Annotated in this window: 17 protein-coding genes; 11 read left to right on the top strand and 6 right to left on the bottom strand. The window is 67.7% G+C overall.

Annotation, left to right across the window (positions count from 1 at the left end; all coding sequences use genetic code 11):
• Nucleotides 1-136: 136 nt before the first annotated feature.
• Genes AC07XB_RS05540 through nthA form a run of 3 tightly spaced genes read right to left on the bottom strand, consistent with a single transcriptional unit; the run spans nucleotide 137 to nucleotide 1,870 of the window.
• Nucleotides 137-523, bottom strand: a complete 387-nt coding sequence (locus tag AC07XB_RS05540; protein WP_492826585.1) for a nitrile hydratase accessory protein — start codon at nucleotides 521-523, stop codon at nucleotides 137-139.
• Nucleotides 516-1,187: a nitrile hydratase subunit beta gene (gene nthB / locus AC07XB_RS05545; protein WP_492375270.1), complete on the bottom strand. Its 672-nt coding sequence runs from the start codon at nucleotides 1,185-1,187 to the stop codon at nucleotides 516-518. The genes AC07XB_RS05540 and nthB overlap by 8 nt, the downstream gene beginning before the upstream one ends.
• The gene (gene nthA, locus AC07XB_RS05550) at nucleotides 1,184-1,870 is read right to left on the bottom strand and encodes a nitrile hydratase subunit alpha (RefSeq protein WP_492807409.1); all 687 of its coding nucleotides are present in this window, start codon (nucleotides 1,868-1,870) and stop codon (nucleotides 1,184-1,186) included. The genes nthB and nthA overlap by 4 nt, the downstream gene beginning before the upstream one ends.
• A 357-nt stretch (nucleotides 1,871-2,227) precedes the next feature.
• On the opposite strand from nthA, the gene AC07XB_RS05555 reads away from it, so the two are divergent.
• From AC07XB_RS05555 to AC07XB_RS05580, 6 genes are read left to right on the top strand one after another with little or no spacing between them, the layout of a single operon-like run.
• Entirely contained in the window at nucleotides 2,228-3,028 is an 801-nt protein-coding gene (locus AC07XB_RS05555) for an STAS domain-containing protein (protein ID WP_492807407.1), read from the top strand.
• 23 nt (nucleotides 3,029-3,051) lie between these two features.
• On the top strand, nucleotides 3,052-3,405 hold the full coding sequence (locus AC07XB_RS05560; protein ID WP_492807405.1) for an STAS domain-containing protein: 354 nt from the start codon (nucleotides 3,052-3,054) through the stop codon (nucleotides 3,403-3,405).
• A gap of 50 nt (nucleotides 3,406-3,455) precedes the next feature.
• Nucleotides 3,456-3,872, top strand: coding sequence for an ATP-binding protein (locus AC07XB_RS05565; RefSeq protein ID WP_492375274.1), 417 nt, complete (start codon nucleotides 3,456-3,458; stop codon nucleotides 3,870-3,872).
• 15 nt (nucleotides 3,873-3,887) lie between these two features.
• A complete protein-coding gene (locus AC07XB_RS05570; protein ID WP_492826583.1) occupies nucleotides 3,888-4,991 on the top strand; it encodes an ATP-binding protein in 1,104 nt (367 codons plus the stop codon).
• A complete protein-coding gene (locus AC07XB_RS05575; RefSeq protein WP_492807401.1) occupies nucleotides 4,988-6,385 on the top strand; it encodes a sensor histidine kinase in 1,398 nt (465 codons plus the stop codon). Before AC07XB_RS05570 ends, AC07XB_RS05575 begins: the two co-directional genes overlap by 4 nt.
• A gap of 7 nt (nucleotides 6,386-6,392) precedes the next feature.
• On the top strand, nucleotides 6,393-8,351 hold the full coding sequence (locus AC07XB_RS05580) for a hybrid sensor histidine kinase/response regulator (protein WP_492826581.1): 1,959 nt from the start codon (nucleotides 6,393-6,395) through the stop codon (nucleotides 8,349-8,351).
• 243 nt (nucleotides 8,352-8,594) lie between these two features.
• On the opposite strand, the gene AC07XB_RS05585 is transcribed toward AC07XB_RS05580, so the two are convergent.
• Together AC07XB_RS05585 and AC07XB_RS05590 are read right to left on the bottom strand one after the other, a co-directional pair.
• The gene (locus AC07XB_RS05585) at nucleotides 8,595-9,425 is read right to left on the bottom strand and encodes a sensor histidine kinase (RefSeq protein WP_492826579.1); all 831 of its coding nucleotides are present in this window, start codon (nucleotides 9,423-9,425) and stop codon (nucleotides 8,595-8,597) included.
• Between the two features lie 173 nt (nucleotides 9,426-9,598).
• Nucleotides 9,599-11,008 (bottom strand): sigma-54-dependent transcriptional regulator, encoded by a 1,410-nt coding sequence (locus AC07XB_RS05590; protein WP_492826577.1) that lies wholly within the window; start codon nucleotides 11,006-11,008, stop codon nucleotides 9,599-9,601.
• Between the two features lie 324 nt (nucleotides 11,009-11,332).
• Between AC07XB_RS05590 and AC07XB_RS05595 the strand changes: the two genes are divergently transcribed.
• Together AC07XB_RS05595 and AC07XB_RS05600 are read left to right on the top strand one after the other, a co-directional pair.
• Entirely contained in the window at nucleotides 11,333-12,349 is a 1,017-nt protein-coding gene (locus AC07XB_RS05595; protein WP_492826575.1) for a sigma-54 interaction domain-containing protein, read from the top strand.
• A gap of 258 nt (nucleotides 12,350-12,607) precedes the next feature.
• Complete coding sequence (locus AC07XB_RS05600) at nucleotides 12,608-12,877, top strand: hypothetical protein (protein ID WP_150984521.1); 270 nt, start codon at nucleotides 12,608-12,610, stop codon at nucleotides 12,875-12,877.
• Between the two features lie 102 nt (nucleotides 12,878-12,979).
• On the opposite strand, the gene AC07XB_RS05605 is transcribed toward AC07XB_RS05600, so the two are convergent.
• Complete coding sequence (locus AC07XB_RS05605; RefSeq protein ID WP_492374221.1) at nucleotides 12,980-13,594, bottom strand: TetR/AcrR family transcriptional regulator; 615 nt, start codon at nucleotides 13,592-13,594, stop codon at nucleotides 12,980-12,982.
• A gap of 188 nt (nucleotides 13,595-13,782) precedes the next feature.
• On the opposite strand from AC07XB_RS05605, the gene AC07XB_RS05610 reads away from it, so the two are divergent.
• Genes AC07XB_RS05610 through AC07XB_RS05620 form a run of 3 tightly spaced genes read left to right on the top strand, consistent with a single transcriptional unit; the run spans nucleotide 13,783 to nucleotide 17,191 of the window.
• The gene (locus AC07XB_RS05610) at nucleotides 13,783-15,126 is read left to right on the top strand and encodes an NAD(P)/FAD-dependent oxidoreductase (RefSeq protein WP_492807395.1); all 1,344 of its coding nucleotides are present in this window, start codon (nucleotides 13,783-13,785) and stop codon (nucleotides 15,124-15,126) included.
• A gap of 5 nt (nucleotides 15,127-15,131) precedes the next feature.
• Nucleotides 15,132-15,980: a DUF1365 domain-containing protein gene (locus AC07XB_RS05615; protein WP_492374223.1), complete on the top strand. Its 849-nt coding sequence runs from the start codon at nucleotides 15,132-15,134 to the stop codon at nucleotides 15,978-15,980.
• Nucleotides 15,977-17,191, top strand: a complete 1,215-nt coding sequence (locus AC07XB_RS05620; protein WP_492826573.1) for a class I SAM-dependent methyltransferase — start codon at nucleotides 15,977-15,979, stop codon at nucleotides 17,189-17,191. Before AC07XB_RS05615 ends, AC07XB_RS05620 begins: the two co-directional genes overlap by 4 nt.

Consider the following 17,191-nt stretch of genomic DNA (forward strand, 5'->3'; position numbering starts at 1 on the left):
ATCGGGGCGCTTGATAGCGTCTAGTCCGCTACGGTAGCACGAGCGGGGCCGGATCGCTGGCGGGCAAGTGGCCGGGCGCCCGCCGGCGGCTCGTATTTGGCCTGAAAGTCGCGCTCAGACCGGCCGCCTTGGCGCCTCAGCCAAGCTCGATCGGCTGGCCGTGGGGCGTGCGCCGGGCCGCCGCGTCCCACGCGTCACGCCGGTCCAGCAGCGCGCTGGCGTCGACCAGGCCCTTGGCCGCGGCGAGCCGCTCCAGCGCGGTCAGCCAGAAGCGGTAGTAATGCTCGCCGTTGTCGGGATCCCCCCCGGCCTGGGCTTCGCGGATGACCTGCGACAGGGTGGCCGCCCATTCCGTCCAGGTAAAGGCGCCGCGCTCATGCAGGGCGAGCGCCAGCGCAAAGGCCTGTGCTTCCCACGGCTCACGGAACACCGGTCCGGTGCTGTCGCAAGGCAGTGCCGGCAGTGCTGCCCGCATGGCCAGCAGGCTTGCGGGCGAGGACGAAGTTGGCGCCGGATCAGCCATGGGCCACCTCCGCCGGGTCAAGGTAGGACTCCCAGCAATCCGCACAGACCGAGGCCGCGGTGGTGTCGGAGCCCCACAACTCGGTGGCGGCAAAGCGCACGGTGTAGAGCCACTGCGGCTGGTCGCCGGCCCCGGCGGCGCTGGCGTCCGGGAATACATGGGCGCCATGCACAGCCGCAATCTCGCCCTGCCGTCCACGGCAATAGCGTGGCAGCCGGGTGTGGCCGGCAGGATGCATCTGGCGGGTGCGTACCCGGTCGCCCACCTGGAAACGGGCTTCTCCCGGCGCGGGCCGGGCGCTGGGTGTGCCGCGCGCCAGGGCCGGGGCAACCTGATCCGCGCTCAGGATGCGCGCGAGGGGCAGCGGCGGCGCGGTGGATGCGCCGCTGGCGATCTCTTCCGCGTTGGCCATGCCGGTCTTGACCAGCATGGCCTTGAGGCCTTCGAACCAGATCTGGTAGTAGCTGCTGCCAAGGTACTGCGCCGGCGGCAGGCTTTCACGAGCCGCGCGCATGGTGTCGATATTCCACTTGCCGAGCGCACCCATGGCGAGCGTAAGCGCGAGCATGCGGCGCTCCCAGCCGGCGTGGAATACCGGCTCATCGGGTTCCGGGCGAACCGGGCCGAAACCCTGCATGCCGCCGAGGTCTTGGCCACCGTTCATTGCGGCTCCCCTGCCGTTGCCGGCGTGGTCACGTCCGGCAGCAGCCCCGTGCCGATCATCGCGTCACGGGTCACCAGCTCCGCCAGCGCTTGCTCGCTCCAGCTCTCGGTGCCGGCCGGGCGCATGGGTAGCACCAGGTAGCGCAGCTCGGCGGTGGAGTCCCACACCTGGATCTGCACCGCCTGCGGCAGCGTAAAGCCAAAATCGCGCAGCACGCCGCGTGGATCGATCACCGCCCGGGCACGGTACGGCGCGGACTTGTACCAGACCGGCGGCAGTCCCAGCACCGGCCAGGGATAGCAGGAGCACAGGGTGCAGACCACCATGTTGTGGGTGGCGGGCGTGTTCTCCAGCACGATCATGTGCTCGCCCTGGCGGCCGGTAAAGCCGAGCGAGGCGATGGCCGCGGTGGCGTCCGCCAGCAGCCACGCCTTGTAGGCGGGATCGGCCCAGGCCTTGGCGACCACGCGCGCCCCGTTGCGCGGGCCGATGTGTTGCTCGTAGGCTTCGATCAGGACATCCAGCGCGGCCGGGTCGACATAGCCCTTCTCCACCAGCAGCGATTCCAGCGCGCGCACGCGCAGGTCCATCTCGGAGAGCGTGCTGCCGCCGTGGCCGTGATCGTGATCGTGGTCATGGCCATGCGGGGGACTGGCTGGCGAATCGGGAGAGTCTTGGCGCATCGATGTCTGGGGAGATCGTTTCGGGATCGTTCTGGCACGGACACTGCTGAGCGCTCAGTATGGCCGCGCGCGCGGCGCCTGGCAATCCGGGCCGCCCGGCGCCTTCCTGTGGCAGGGTCCTGCACGTGGGCACGGCTTTTGCGCCATTTCCTCCATCCGGGCCACCAGGCGGCACGAGCCAGGCCCGCCGGCTCCTGGGCATCGCCCGCAAACCGTTGCCGGCCAAGGGGAAACGCAGCCTTCGGCATATCAAGGGGGAGAATCGTGGCGCAAACGCTACATGCAGAAAATACCGATCAGGGCCCTGACGCCCTAGTCGTTCTTACAAGCGTTCTTACAAACGAACCCGAGGCGCTATTGAATGACTGGGTAGCGCAGCAGCTTGCCCTGCCGGGCGGGCAGCGCCTGGCGCAAGCGGAGCTGCGCGACCAGTCCCAGCGCTTCCTGCACGGCCTGCGCGAAGCGCTGCGCGCCGGCGCCACTGCGGACCTGAGCAAGCCGGAATGGGAGCGCGTACGCGGCGTGCTGGCGGATATCTCGCGCCGCCGCGCCCGCGAAGGCTTCTCTCCGGCTGATACGGCCATGTTCGTGTTCTCGCTCAAGCAGCTGGCTTTCGTGCGCTTGCGCAAGCTGCTGGCCCAGGACCCGGTCCGGCTGGCGGACGAAACCTGGGCGACCAGCGCCCTGCTGGATCAGCTCGGCCTTTACACCACGACGCTATACCAGGCCAGCCGCGAAGAGGTCATCGCGCGGCAGCAAAGCGAACTGATGGAACTGTCGACGCCCGTGGTGCAGCTCTGGGACGACATCCTGGCGCTGCCGCTGATCGGCACGCTGGATAGCGCGCGGACCCAGACCGTGATGGAGAATCTGCTGCAGAAGATCGTCGATACCGGCGCCTCGATCGCCATCATCGACATCACCGGCGTGCCCACCGTGGACACGCTGGTCGCGCAGCACTTGCTGAAGACCGTGGCGGCGGCCCGGTTGATGGGCGCGGATTGCATCATCAGCGGCATTCGCCCGCAGATTGCGCAGACCATTGTCCACCTCGGCGTGGACCTGGCCGATGTCACCACCAAGGCCACCCTGGCGGATGCGTTCCGCGTCGCGCTCAAGCGTACCGGGGGCGCCGTTACCAGTGCCGCCCGGCGCTAGCCGCGCGCAACGGACGAACGGATATGGAGCGCATTCCAATTCTTCGCATGGGCAGCCTGCTGCTGGTGACGATCCAGGTCGACATGCACGACCGGCTGGCACTGACGCTGCAGGAGGACCTTTCCGAGCGCATTGTCAAGGACCGCGCCAAGGGCGTGCTGATCGACATCTCAGCACTGGACCTGGTGGATTCGTTCATCGGCCGCATGATTGGCAATACCGCCTCCATTGCGCGCGTGCTTGACGCCCAGACCGTGGTCGTCGGCATGCAGCCCGCCGTGGCGATCACCCTGGTGGAACTCGGGGTCCCGCTGGATGGGGTGCGCACCGCGCTGAACGTGGAGCGCGGCATGGCCCTGCTGCAGGCCGGCGCATGAACCCGCACGACGGCGTTTTCGCGGCCCAGAGGCCCTCGCTTCAGCAGGCTATGCCCGAGAGCCATGCGGCGGCGCAGAACATGCCGTTGCGCACGGGCGAGGACGTGGTGCGGCTGCGCAAGCTGGTGCGCGAAGCGGCGGTGGCACAGGGCATGTCCCTGGTCGACCAGACCAAGCTGGTCACCGCGGCGAGCGAGCTGGCGCGCAACATGGTGCTCTACGGCGGCGGCGGCACCGCGCAGGTCCTGCCGGTGACGGCGGGCGCGCGGCGCGGCGTGCAGTTGCGGTTCATCGATCAGGGGCCCGGTATTGCCGATGTGCAGGCGGCCCTGCAGGACGGTTTCACCACCGGCGGCGGCTTGGGCATTGGCCTAGGTGGCGCACGGCGGCTATCCGACGCTTTCGAGATCGATAGCGCGCCGGGCCGGGGAACGACGGTGACCATCGCCCGCTACGGCGTGTTCTGAATGCGGGAGAACATCATGCAGATTAGAGCCTCGATCCAGGAAGCCAGCCATGTCGCGCAGGCGCGCCGCACGGTCACCGAGCTGGCCATCCGCTGTGGCTTTGGCGAGGTGGCCACGGGCCGCCTGGCCATCGCCGTCTCCGAGGCAGCAACCAACATCCTGAAGCACGGCGGGGATGGCGAACTGCTGATCCGTGCCTTGCAGGAAGAAGTTGCCGGGCCGGCCGCGCCGCAGGTGGAGGTGATCGCCATCGACCGCGGCCCTGGCATGGCCGACCTCAGCGCCAGCCTGCGCGACGGCTTTTCCACGACCGGCACCGCCGGCAACGGGCTGGGGGCAATAAGCCGGCTCGCCACCGCCTTCGATATCTACAGCGCGCCCGGCAAAGGCACGGTCCTGCGCATGGCGCTCTCCCCCTCCGACCGGCCAGCGCCACCAGCCCTGCCGGCGATCTCGGTGGGATCAGTGTGCGTGCCCATTGCCGGCGAGACCGAGTGCGGCGATGGCTGGCACGTGAGTTCGGCGCACGAGCTATCCAGCCTCACGGTGGCCGATGGGCTCGGCCACGGCCCCGATGCCGCGCGCGCCGCCGAGGCCGCCAAGCGGGTTGCCGCCGCCCATGCCTTCGTGGCCCCCGCGGTGCTGATCGGGCACGCCCATGCGGCACTGCGGGCCACGCGCGGCGCGGCCATGGCGGTAGCCCGCATCGAGACGGCGCCGGGGCGGATCCGCTTTGCAGGCATCGGCAACATCGCCGCTTGCGTGGTCACGCCCGGGACGCTGGGCAGCACGGGGACACGGCGCCAGTTGATTTCGCACAACGGCATCGTCGGCTACGCCATGCGCAAGGTGACTGAAGTGGAGGCGCCGTGGCCGCCCGACACGCTGTTGATCCTGCACAGCGATGGCCTGGGCACGCACTGGGACCTGGACGACTATCCGGGTCTGAACGCGCGGCACCCGGCCATCATCGCGGCGGTGCTGTACCGGGATTTCGCGCGCGGGCGCGATGACGTCACCGTGATCGTGTGCCGCCGCAACAGCGAATGCCACGCGTGGACGGGCCCGTTGAGCGCCCCGGGCTCGGCTGCCGCTGCTGGCCAGGGAGCCTTGCCATGAAGCTCCCGCTGTTCCAGATCACCCTGCGCGCGGACACCGACGTGGTGGTGGCGCGCCAGGCCGCCCGCAACGCCGCGGCCGAGCTTGGCTTCTCCGCGATCGAGCAAACGGCCATCGCCACCACGGTGTCGGAACTTGCGCGCCTGCTGCTGGCGATGGACGAGCCCCGCACGCTGCGCGCGGAACTGGATCGCGGCGATTGCCGCAACGAGGCGGCGCGCGAGCTCGCCATCGTCGTCGATGCGGCGCCCTCCGCCATTTCAACGCTGGCACGCATGCTGCGGGGCGAGGCCCTGGCGGGCGACCCGCCGGGCCAGGCGCTGCTGCATGCCGTGGCGCTGGCCGACACCTGGTCGCTTGACCCCGAGGCAAGCCAGCAACCCCGTCTCGCCATTCGCCGGCATCTGCCGCCAGCCGCGGCGGAGCCTGCGCCAGCCGCGCTGGCCGCCATCTCCGGGCGCTGCCTGGAGCGCTCGCCTGATCTGCTTGCGAGCGAGCTGCGCGAGCAGAACCGCGAGCTGGCTGGCACGCTGCACGAACTGGCCGCCCGCCAGCGCGAGCTCGAGCTGCTGGCCAACGAGCTGGCGGACACCAACCGTGGTGTGGTGGCCCTGTACGCGGAGCTGGATGATCGGGCCGACCGCCTGCGCGTGGCGGACGAAACCAAGAGCCGCTTCCTCTCCAACGTGAGCCACGAACTGCGCACGCCGCTCAGCTCGATCCGCGCCTTGTCCACGTTGCTGCTCGACCAGACCGATGGCCCGCTCAATGCCGAGCAGGTGCATCAGGTGACGATGGTGCGCCATTCCGCCGAGGCGCTGAGCCAGCTGGTCGACGACCTGCTCGACCTGGCGAAGATCGCCTCGGGCAAGACCGAAGTGCACGTCACCGAATTCACGCTGGACAGTACCTTCAGCGCGCTGCGCGGCATGATGCGCCCGCTGCAGCACAGCGCCGAGGTGGAACTGGTGATCGGCGCCGTCGACCACGTCCCGTCACTGCGTACCGACGAGGGCAAGGTGGCGCAGATCCTGCGCAACTTTGTCTCCAACGCGCTCAAGTACACCGAGCGCGGCGAGGTGCGTGTGAGCGCCCTCTACCTCCCGGCCACCGACCAGCTGGTGCTCACGGTTGCGGACACCGGCATCGGCATTGCTCCCGAACACCTGCCGGTGATCTTCGAGGAGTTCGCGCAGATCGCGAACCCGCTGCAGCACCGGGCCAAGGGAACGGGCCTGGGCCTCCCGCTGTGCCGCCAGCTTGCCGAATTGCTGAACGGCGACATCCACGTCCAAAGCGAGGCTGGCAAGGGATCCACCTTCACGCTGACGATCCCCGCTCACTGCCCCGCATGCACACGCCACACAGCACCTTTCGATACGCCACTTCGCTGAGTTCGCCATGAACATCCTGCCCTCTCCCATCAACGCCAGGCGCCCGCTGATCCTCAACGTGGACGATAGCGACGGGGCTCGCTACGTCAAGGGCCGCATCCTGCAGCGCGCGGGCTTCTCCGTGCTGGAGGCCGCGAGCGGACAGGCCGCGCTGTCGCTGGTGCGCCAGCATGCCCCGGACCTGGTGCTGCTGGATGTGAAGCTGCCCGACATCAGTGGACTGGAAGTGTGCCGGCTGATCAAGAGCGATCCCGAGACCGCCAGCACGCTGGTGCTGCAGACTTCGGCCGCGCTGACCGAATCGCGCCACCGGGTTCAGGCCCTGGATGGCGGCGCCGACAGCTACCTGATCGAGCCCGTGGACGCGGAAGAACTGGTGTCGAGCATCAATGCCCTGCTGCGCATGCGCAAGGCCGAGGAGGCCTCCCGCAAGTCGTCGCAAGCGCTGCGCGAGAACGAGGAACTGTTCCGCCAGCTGGCCGAGAATCTCTCCGATGCGCTGTGGATCCTGGACCCCGCCGAGCGCCAGTTCCTGTTCATGAGCCCGTCGTTCGCCCAGCTCTGGGGGCGCCCGGTGGAAGACCTCAAGCACAACCCGCGCAACTGGCTCGCCAGCGTGCACGCCGAGGACCGCGAGCGCATGGAGGCTGCATTCGATGCCATGCTGCGCGACGGCCATATGGATGCGGAATTCCGGCTCGAGCGAGGCGACGGCGAAGTCAGCGAGGTCCGCGCGCGCGCATTCCCGGTCTCCAACACGGCCGGCGTGTTCTATCGCGTGGCCGGCATCTGCCAGGACATCACTCCGCAAAAGCGCGCCGAGCGCATGCTGCTGGACGAGGATCGCCGCAAGGACGATTTCCTCGCCATGCTGGCCCACGAACTGCGCAACCCGCTCGCACCGATGCGCAGCGCCGCCGACTTGCTGATGCGCTGCGCGCCAAGCCGCGAGGACACCTTCAAGGCGCGCGACATCATCGCCCGGCAGCTGCATCACCTGACCCGCCTGGTGGATGACTTGCTCGATATTTCGCGCTTCACCCAGGGCCGGATCGTGCTGCGCGACGACCTGGTCGAGCTGCGCACCGCGCTGAGCACCGCCGTGGAAGCCGTGCGTCCGTTGATCGATTCGCGCGGCCACTCGCTGCGGTTGAGCGTGCCCGAGGGGCCAATGCCAGTACGCGGCGACCTGGTGCGGCTGACGCAGATCTTCAGCAACCTGCTGCACAACGCGGCGCGCTATACCCAGCCGGACGGCCAGCTCGCGCTGGAAGTCACCAGCGACGGTACGCTGCTCACGGTCCGGGTGCGGGACAACGGCCCCGGCTTGTCGCCGCAGGCGCTGCAAGCCATCTTCGACCCAACCACCGCGCATTACGGCGACAAGCCCCGCGGCACCACCGGGCAGGAGGGCATGGGCATCGGGCTGTCGCTGGTGCAAAAGCTGGTCAAGCTGCATGGCGGCACTGTCCACGCGCAGAGCGCGGGCGCGGGCCTGGGCTGCACCTTTGTGGTGGAGCTGCCCGCGCAGCCGTGGCAGAGCTGGCAGCCCGAAGTGGGCAAGCTACGCTCCCCGCTCGGCACGCCGCGCACGGTGATGGTGGTAGACGACAACATCGATGCGCTGGAGGCCATGGCGCTCACGCTGGAGGCCATGGGACACACGGTGGTGACCGCCATCGACGGGCCGGCCGCGATCGTGCGCGCGGTCAAGGCGCAGCCCGATGTGATCTTGCTGGATATCGGGATGCCGGCAATGGATGGCTTCGAGATTGCGCAACGGCTGCGTGCCATCCCCGAGTTGCAGCATGTGCGCCTGGTGGCATTGACGGGTTATAGCCAGCCAGCCGACCGGCAGCGGACCAACGAAGCCGGTTTTGACCAACATCTGGTGAAGCCGGTGGACCTGGAGGTGTTGTCGCGGATGCTGGAAGAACTTGGGGAGCCGGCTGCCCCCCGATCTTGATTTTTCGGAGATGGAGCATGCAGATGCACTTTCATATCACGCCCGAGCCTGATCAAAACCCGCCACCGCCGGAGGTTCCTCCCCCGGAAGTGCCTGATCCCGATCCGCCCGTGCCCGTGAGCGATCCGCCGCCAGGCGACAGGCCCCCGCCGCCGCAGCGGGCGTGAGGCTTCGAAGCTAAACTGAAAACGGCATTTCGCGGGCGCCATGCACTTTATGCTGCAACCGGTAAAAACTACGTGCTCAATGGGTTTCGTACGGCGTGGCATGCAGCGGAAAACTCACTGTAATGCACACCGATCCGCTATCGGTCGAACACCCCTGCCCTTCGGCCTCGATGTGCGCCCCATGCGTTTCCACCAGCCGCCTGGCGAGCAGCAGCGCAGTGCCTTGGCGTGGCGCCGAGTTGCCGCCCTGGGCCTTGCGCCGGCGGAAGAAATCGGAGAGCACGGCAATGCGCTCTTCCCTGCGTGCGCCGGTGGGCGCCCGGCTCTCGGTAATGCGCAGCCGGATCCGCCCCGCCTCGAACTTGAGGTGCGTCTCCACGGTATCGGCACTGCGCGCATGGTGAATGCAGTGCACCAGCAAGTTGCGCAGCAGCGGATCCAGGCGGCGCGTGTCTGCATCGATCAGCAGGCCGTCGCCAGGCTGATCCGCAGCGCTGTCCACGCCCGCTGCGGCCAGTATGACGCCGCGCGCTTCGGCCACCGGGCGTACCTCGTCCGTCGCCTTCTGCAATGCGGCCAGCAGGTCTACGCGCTCCCACTGCGGCGAGCTGTCGTCGGCCAGCAGCGCCACCGCCTCCTCCATGTGTTCGATCAGCGCCAGTTGCTGCTGCATGCCGGTGCGGATGCCGCTAAGCGCCCGCTGCGCGGAGGCGGGAGGCGTGTCGAGCGTGTGGTCCAGCACGTAGGCCCAGCTCTGCACCCCGTTAAGCGCGGAGCGCAGGTCATGCGCCACCTGGCTGATCAACGTGGCGACCTCGGCGCCGCTCTGGATCGGCTCGCTGGGTTCAACGGTCGCGGGACGATCCGATGCATCGGGCCCTTCTGAAGGATGGTGTTGCTGCGACATGGATACCTTTTGGGGCTGCATGCTCGCCCGGTTGTCATGCAATAACCATACCGCGCACGCCAATGGATGGCATCCGTGTAGCGCGAAACCGTAATCCGGGCACGCACCCGGCCAACTTTTGGTATCCGATCCAGCGGCGACGTGCCAGGAACGCTGGCGGCACGCGGCACAAGCTAGTTCGGCGCCGTGGTGCTGCCCGGCGGCGTGCTCGTGCCGTTGGCGCGCAGCGACTCGGGCAATTCACCCCTTGAGGCGTATTCTTCCAGGCGGTTATACAAGGTCTTGAGGCTGATGCCGAGTATCTCGGCGGCGTGCTTCTTCACACCGGAGCACTGCTCCAGCGTGGCGAAGATCAACTGGCGGTCGGCCTCGGCCAGCGACATCCCCACTGGCACCGAGACCATGGCGGTGGCGGCCGTATTGGTCGCTGCCACCTGCAGCGGCACGTGCGCATCGGCAATGAGATCCTGGTCGGCCATGATATAGGCGCGCTGCACAAAGTTGCGCAGCTCGCGCACATTACCGGGCCATGCATGCAGCAGCAGGCTATCGAGCAGCGCCGGGGCAAAGCGGCGTTGCGTGCCATGCTCGCCGTTCATCTGCTCCAGCAGCGTGTTAGCGATCTGCACCACGTCGTCGGCGCGCGCGCGCAGCGGCGGCAGCTCGATCGGGAACACGTTGAGCCGGTGATAGAGGTCGGCACGCAGCTTGCCCTCGGCTACCGCCTCTTCCGGATTGCGGTTGGTGGCGGCCACCACACGCACATCGGCATGCAGCTCGCGGTTGGTGCCAACGCGCATGAAGGCGCCGGACTCCAGCACGCGCAGCAGCTTGACCTGCAACTCGACCGGCATCTCGGTGATTTCGTCGAGAAAGAGCGTGCCGCCGTCAGCGCGCTCGAAGTAGCCTTTGTGCTGGCGCTCCGCACCCGTAAAGCTGCCGCGCTCGTGGCCGAACATCTCGGACTCGATCAGCGTGGAGGAAATCGCGCCGCAGTTCACGGCCAGGAAGGGCTGACGCCGGCGCGCCGAGAGTTCGTGCAAGGTCTGCGCGGCCAGCTCCTTGCCGGTGCCGCTCTCGCCCACCAGCAGCACCGTGGCCTCGGTGGGCGCGACCTTACTGAGCTGGTCATAGACCACCTGCATCGCTTCGGAGCTGCCAAGCAGGCGGCCAAAGCGGCCATAGCGGCGCAGTTCGTCGCGCAGGGAATGGATTTCCGCCTTGAGGTCGCCGGTGGTGGCAATGCGCTTCAGGACGGTGCGCAGGCGTGTCACGTTGATCGGCTTGACCAGGTAATCGGTGGCGCCCCGGCGCAGGGCGTCCACGGCGGATTCCACGCTGGCGTAGCCAGTCATCAGGATCACTTCGACGCCGGCGGTGCCGACCTCGTTGAACAGGTCCATGCCGCTGCCGTCGGGCAGCTTCAGGTCGGCCAGCACAACGTCCGGCACCTGCCAGCCGATCTGCAGGCAGGCTTCGCGCAAGTCGCCTGCGGTGGCGGACGTGAAGCCCTCGGCCGCCACGATCTCGGACAGTGCGGCACAAGTATTTTCATCGTCGTCGACGATCAGGATGTGGGGCATCGTTCTCCGTATCGGCACCGTATCACCCGGCTGCCACGGCAAGCACGGTCCTGGCCTTATGTCAGAACATAGGGCGGTAGTGCGTCCTGGCGCCAAGGTTAATCCGGGGATACAACCAATTTTATGCGGGCGCCAGCCGCAGCGGTACCAGTGTCTGTCTGACAACGCCACGCGCCGGCACGCATTGGCGCAGGAACCGTTCAAAACAGTGGCCTCAAGCCAAAGCACGCGCTAGGATTAGCTCAACTGCCCCCAGATTGCCCCACCGCCGACGCACCTCCCGCCGACCCGGCCATAGGCGATCACGCCCCCATGCCGCACTCGATGACAAGCCTCAACCCGCCCGCCGCCTCCCTTCCCGCCTCGCCGGCATGCGGCGCGCCGCGGCGCGCCGTACAGGGTCCCTCGGCCTTGCTATGGCAAAGCGCTTCGCCCGTCATGCAGCAGTTGCTCGCGCAGATCGACCGCGTGGCCGCCACGGAAGTCACGATGCTGGCGGTGGGAGAAAGCGGCACCGGCAAGGAGCTGGTAGCCCGCGCCGTGCACGACCGCGGCGCGCGCCGGGCCGGCCCGTTCGTCGCGGTCAATTGCGGGGCGATATCCCCCACGCTGATCGAGTCGGAGTTGTTCGGCCACGAGAAAGGCGGTTTCACGGGCGCCGTGCAGCAGAAGGCCGGGTATTTCGAGCAAGCCCGGGGCGGCACGCTGTTTCTGGATGAAGTCACGGAAATGGCGCCCGACATGCAGATCAAGCTGCTGCGCGTGCTGGAGACGCGCACCTTCCACCGCGTGGGCGGCGACACGCAGATCGTGTGCGACGTGCGCATCCTCGCCGCGACCAACCGCGACCCTGTCGACGCGGTGCGCACTGGCCAGTTGCGCGAGGACCTGCTTTACCGCCTTGCGGTCTTCCCGTTGCACATTCCGCCGCTGCGCGAGCGTGGCGAGGATATCGCGCAGCTGGCCAGGCACTTCCTGGCGGAATTCAACGCCATGGAGGGCGCCGACAAGGTGTTCTCCGGCACGGCGCTGGAACGGCTGCGGCACTACGGCTGGCCCGGCAATGTGCGCGAACTGAAGAACACCATCTATCGCGCCTTTATCTTGGCCGACCGCGTCATCGACATCGTCAACCCCAATATCGCCACCCAACCGCCACGGCCGGCCACGCTGGACGGCTTCGTCAACGTGCGCATCGGCACCTCGCTGGCCGACGCCCAGCGCGAGATCATCCTGGCCACGCTGGCGCGCTTTGGCGGCGACAAGCGGCAGGCTGCGCACTCGCTTGGCATCAGCCTGAAGACGCTCTACAACCGGCTGGATGCCTATCGCACGAGCTGAGCCGCGCCATTCGCCCACTGGAGGCGCGCTCACCGCGTCCCAGTGCGCCCCTCGGACAATCGATCCCCTCTAAAGAGGGGCAGCACCACGATCGCGAACTGCGCAGACTTGTATGCAAAGTCTGTCAGCACGTTGACCGCCTGGCGTCGTGGCTGGCCATGTTTCAATTTGACTTTGCGTTGCTACCAGCGAGGCAGCATGGTGCCTGGACCGATTTTCCCGCCCCTGCCCCCCTCCCCTTTAAGACCATTGACGGCGATGAAGGAAAAACAAGAATACTGCCCGCTTTGCGGCACCCAGGCCGCAGCCCGTGCCCGTCGAGGCAGCTACGGGCAATGGGTGCGGTACGACTGCGACAACCCTCAGTGTGGCCCGGTGGAGATCAGCACCAAGGCCCGCCGCAGCCTGCGCGAGCCCGCCCGGCAGGCCGAGCTCCGCGCCCTGGCCCGCTCCAGCCGCGAACACGGCAAGGTGCCACGCGTCGGCTTTGACGGGCCGCGCGGCGAATTCTACGTCGAGTTCGACTAGGCCCGCCTCCCCGGGCCGGGCGCTGCCGGCGCGCATCCAATCCCCGCTGCGCACCGTACATGTAGGCATCAGGACCCCAGCGCGCGGCTTGCCCGCGCCCGCCTACAAGTGACTACGCATCCCTTCAAAGCTGACCTTGAGCATGTGCTCGACGATCGCGTCGGTGCCCAGCTTGCTGTACAGCTGCAGGTACTCCACGGCCGGATCGCAAGTGCGCGCGTAATAGCTGAACAGGATCACCTCGTCGGGCAGCGACGGGTCGAGCTCGCCCGCCGCCTTGGCCTCGGCCACGAGCTGTTCCAGTTGCCGGTTGAGCTTGAGCACGCGCGTGACGTAGCGCAGGTTGCGCGTGAGCATTTCGCGCACATGCGGGCTGGTGGATGGCAGGAACGGCAGCCCGCCGGTCAGGCGTACCCGCAGCGCCCACTCGAGCAAGGCGCGCAGGCGCGCCAGCCCCGTGAGATCGCCCGGGAGCTGCTCCAGGTACTCGAGCGCGCCGTCGATCAGCCGGATCAGCGCTTCGCCGACCAGGTCCTCCTTGGATTTGAAGTGCTTGTAGAGGCTGGGCTTGGAGATGCCAACCTCCAGCGCCACGTCGTCCATGGTCATCAGGTCGAAGCCCTTGCCAGCCAGGATGCGGGTCGCCGCATCGAGGATCGCGTCCTCACGCAGCTTGAAAGCCTGGTCCTTGAAACTCAGCCTGCCGAAAATACTCATTAGTAAATCTCGCTACTATGTAGTAATCTTTTTTCCAACACGGTACGAAACCATCTTAGCACCCATCCAGGCAAAGCGATGTCGAATTCAGGAAATCCCCAGCACTGCCGCCCTGCAACCGCTGCCAGTCAAGCTGCCACAAGGGCTGGCGCTATTGGCGAGCGCGCGCTCGCCAACCAGGAACCGGCATGAGCGGCGCGCCCGGAACCTATCCGCGCGGCCAGCGCATCGCCGTGGTCGGCGCAGGCATCTCCGGCCTGGCGAGCGCCTATCTGCTGTCGCGTCGGCACAACATCACATTGTTTGAAGCCGGTGACTACCTGGGGGGGCATACCAACACGGTCGAGGTCGAGCTGGAGGGCGCGCGCCATCCCGTGGACACCGGCTTCCTTGTGTTCAACGACCGCACCTATCCCAACCTGATCGCGCTGTTCGCCGAGCTTGGGGTCACGGCCTACCCCACCGATATGTCGTTCTCGGTATCGCTGGACCAGGGCCGGCTGGAATGGGCCGGCAGCAACCTCAACACCGTGTTCGCGCAGCGCCGCAACCTCTTTTCGCCCAGCTTCCTGTCGATGCTGCGCGATATCGTGCGCTTCAACGGTGCCGCCGAGCGCAACCTGGCGCTGGCCATCCGGAGCGGCTGCTCGGTGGACCAATTGCTGCTCGACGGCGGCTATGGCCAGCCGTTTCGCCACAACTACCTGCTGCCGATGGCGGCGGCGATCTGGTCCAGCGCGACCGCCGATATCCTGCGTTTCCCTGCCGCCACCTTCCTGCGCTTCTGCCTCAACCACGCCTTGCTGCAGGTCAACAACCGGCCGCAGTGGAAAACGGTGCAGGGCGGCGGGCGCGATTATGTACAGCGGATCGCCGCGCAACTGGCGCAGCGCGATGCCGCCATCCGGATATCGACGCCCGTGCGCAGCATCCGCAGGCATGAGCGCGGCGTTGACCTGCTGACCGAAGATGGCCCCGAGCACTTCGACGCGGTGGTGCTGGCCACCCATGCGCCCACCACGCTGCGCATGCTGGCGGACGCGGATCCCGGCGAGCGCCATACGCTTGGCGCGGTGCAGTACCAGCCGAACCTGGCGATCCTGCATACCGATCCGGCCCTGCTGCCGCGCCGGCGCAAGGTGTGGTCAGCCTGGAACTACCTGGGCGGTGCCGTTGGCACCCACGATGCGGGCCCGGGCACGCACGATCATGCCGGCCACACCCGCCCGGTCTGCGTGAGCTACCTGTGCAACCAGCTCCAGCCATTGCCCTTCAAGACCCCGGTGGTGGTGACGCTCAACCCCGTCACCGCGCCAGCGCCCGGCACGGAACTGGGCCGCTACCACTACCAGCATCCGGTCTTTGACCTGGCCGCCGTGGCGGCGCAGTCCGCGCTGCCCGCGTTGCAGGGCCGGCGCCGCACCTGGTTTGCCGGGGCCTGGACGGGCTACGGCTTCCATGAGGACGGGCTCAAGTCCGCGCTGCGCGTGGCCGCCGATTTCGATGTGCTCCCAGACTGGGCCAGGCTATGAGCGGCATGGAAGACCACCTCGCCAGCAGCCCCGCCGACGCGCCGCCCGCGTGGTTGCTACTTGGCCGCGTGATGCATGAACGCCTGCGCCCCGCACGCCACCGCTTTGTGTATCCGGTGTTCTACCTGCGCTGCAATCTCGACCGCCTGCCTGCCTTGCGCCACTGGTGGTTCGGCATCGACCGCTGGGCGCCGCTGTCGCTTGCCACGCGCGACTACGGCCCGCGCGATGGCAGCGACCTGGCCGCGTGGATGCGCAAGCTGCTGGCCGAGGCCAACCTGCCGGCTGACGGCGAGATCTGGCTGCAGACGTTCCCGCGCGTGTTCGGCTATGCCTTCAACCCGGTGAGCTTCTGGCATTGCCATGACCGCGCCGGCCAGTTGCGCGCGGTGCTGGCCGAGGTCAACAACACCTTCGGCGCCAGCCACCGTTACTTGCTGTGCGCGCCCGACCGCTGCGCAATCGGCCCCGACACCGTGCTGAGCTGCCACAAGGCGCTGCATGTGTCGCCGTTCTGCGTGGTCGAGGGCAGCTATGCGTTTCGCCTGCGCGATACCGGCGGCACCAGCTTTGCCGGCATTGACTACTACGACGCCACGGGCCTCGTGATCCGTACCGCGATCGGCGGGCGCCGCCTGCCGTTTTCGCGCGCCAATGTGCTGGGTGCGCTGGCGAGGCAGCCCTGGCTCACGGTGTCGGTGATGGCGCGCATCCACTGGCAGGCACTGCGCCTGTGGCTGAAGAAAGTGCCGTTCCGCGGCAAAGACCCAGGCCCCGGTGCGGATCCCCCCGGCCCGACCAGTTTCCCCAACCCCTCCGCCAACCTGTCGCAGTTCGAGGAAAACAAGCCATGACGCCATCTCGCGCGCTAACCCTGCCGCCCGACGGTGCCCCTGCGTCAGCCCGTCTTTTCTTAACCCTGCTCGCGCGCATCCGCGTTGGCCACCTGTTGCTGGTCGCGCCCTCGGGTGAGCAGTGCCTGTTTGGCGATCCGCATGCCGGACCCGGCGCGCGCCTGGAACTGCGCGACTGGCGTGCCTGTGCCGAGATCCTGCGCGCCGGGGACATCGGCTTTGCCGAAGCCTACCGCGCAGGCTGGCTGGATACGCCGGACCTCACCGCGCTGCTGCGCCTGGCCATCCGCAATGAGTCCGCGCTGCCGCAGACCGTGGTCGGCAGCTGGCTTGCGCGGCTGTGGTATGGCCTGCGCCACCGGCTGCGCCCCAACAGCCGTACCGGCAGCCGCCGCAATATCCACGCGCACTACGACCTGGGCAACGCCTTCTACCAGCGCTGGCTGGACCCGACCTGGACTTATTCGGCCGCGCTGTTCCAGGGCGAGCGGGCCCGGCCGCTGGAAGCGGCGCAGGACGCCAAGTACCAGCATATCGTCGACACGCTCGGCCTCAAGCCCGGCATGCGCGTGCTGGAGGTGGGCTGCGGCTGGGGCGGCTTTGCCATGCATGCGGCAAGGCAAGGGATCCACGTGCACGGCATCACCATCTCCGCCGCACAGCTTGAGGTAGCGCAGCAACGCGTGACCCAGGCCGGTCTGCAAGGGCTCGCCCGGCTGGAGCTGCGCGACTACCGGGATCTCGATGGCGAGTACGACGCCATTGTCTCCATCGAGATGTTCGAGGCCGTGGGCGAGCGCTATTGGCCCGGCTACTTCCAGATGCTGCACCAGCGCATGCGGCCCGGCGCGCGCGCGCTGGTGCAGTCGATCACCATCGAAGAGCCGCGCTTCAAGGCCTATCGCGCGAGCAGCGACTTTATCCGCGAGTACGTGTTCCCGGGCGGCATGCTGCCCAGCCCCGAGCGATTCCTGAGGGCTGGGTTGCGGGCCGGGCTGGAAAGCCGCGTCACGCTGGCGTTTGGCCCGGATTACGCCGAGACGCTGCGGCGCTGGCGCGCGGCCTTCGAGCAGGGGCTTGATGATGTCGCCGCGCAGGGCTTCGATGCGGTCTTCATCCGTACCTGGCGCCTGTACTTGTGCTACTGCGAAGCCGGATTCGACGAAGGCCGCACCGACGTCATGCAGTTCGTGCTTCAGCGGAATGCCTGA

The sequence above is a fragment of the Cupriavidus sp. GW821-FHT02F09 genome (assembly GCF_059421605.1).

Bases quoted from the DNA above. Each gene is read 5' to 3' on its own strand.
- AC07XB_RS05540 (WP_492826585.1), bottom strand. From the start codon at position 523: ATGGCTGATCCGGCGCCAACTTCGTCCTCGCCCGCAAGCCTGCTGGCC.
- nthB (WP_492375270.1), bottom strand. From the start codon at position 1,187: ATGAACGGTGGCCAAGACCTCGGCGGCATGCAGGGTTTCGGCCCGGTT.
- nthA (WP_492807409.1), bottom strand. From the start codon at position 1,870: ATGCGCCAAGACTCTCCCGATTCGCCAGCCAGTCCCCCGCATGGCCAT.
- AC07XB_RS05560 (WP_492807405.1), top strand. From the start codon at position 3,052: ATGGAGCGCATTCCAATTCTTCGCATGGGCAGCCTGCTGCTGGTGACG.
- AC07XB_RS05565 (WP_492375274.1), top strand. From the start codon at position 3,456: ATGCCCGAGAGCCATGCGGCGGCGCAGAACATGCCGTTGCGCACGGGC.
- AC07XB_RS05570 (WP_492826583.1), top strand. From the start codon at position 3,888: ATGCAGATTAGAGCCTCGATCCAGGAAGCCAGCCATGTCGCGCAGGCG.
- AC07XB_RS05575 (WP_492807401.1), top strand. From the start codon at position 4,988: ATGAAGCTCCCGCTGTTCCAGATCACCCTGCGCGCGGACACCGACGTG.
- AC07XB_RS05580 (WP_492826581.1), top strand. From the start codon at position 6,393: ATGAACATCCTGCCCTCTCCCATCAACGCCAGGCGCCCGCTGATCCTC.
- AC07XB_RS05585 (WP_492826579.1), bottom strand. From the start codon at position 9,425: ATGTCGCAGCAACACCATCCTTCAGAAGGGCCCGATGCATCGGATCGT.
- AC07XB_RS05590 (WP_492826577.1), bottom strand. From the start codon at position 11,008: ATGCCCCACATCCTGATCGTCGACGACGATGAAAATACTTGTGCCGCA.
- AC07XB_RS05595 (WP_492826575.1), top strand. From the start codon at position 11,333: ATGACAAGCCTCAACCCGCCCGCCGCCTCCCTTCCCGCCTCGCCGGCA.
- AC07XB_RS05600 (WP_150984521.1), top strand. From the start codon at position 12,608: ATGAAGGAAAAACAAGAATACTGCCCGCTTTGCGGCACCCAGGCCGCA.
- AC07XB_RS05605 (WP_492374221.1), bottom strand. From the start codon at position 13,594: ATGAGTATTTTCGGCAGGCTGAGTTTCAAGGACCAGGCTTTCAAGCTG.
- AC07XB_RS05610 (WP_492807395.1), top strand. From the start codon at position 13,783: ATGAGCGGCGCGCCCGGAACCTATCCGCGCGGCCAGCGCATCGCCGTG.
- AC07XB_RS05615 (WP_492374223.1), top strand. From the start codon at position 15,132: ATGGAAGACCACCTCGCCAGCAGCCCCGCCGACGCGCCGCCCGCGTGG.
- AC07XB_RS05620 (WP_492826573.1), top strand. From the start codon at position 15,977: ATGACGCCATCTCGCGCGCTAACCCTGCCGCCCGACGGTGCCCCTGCG.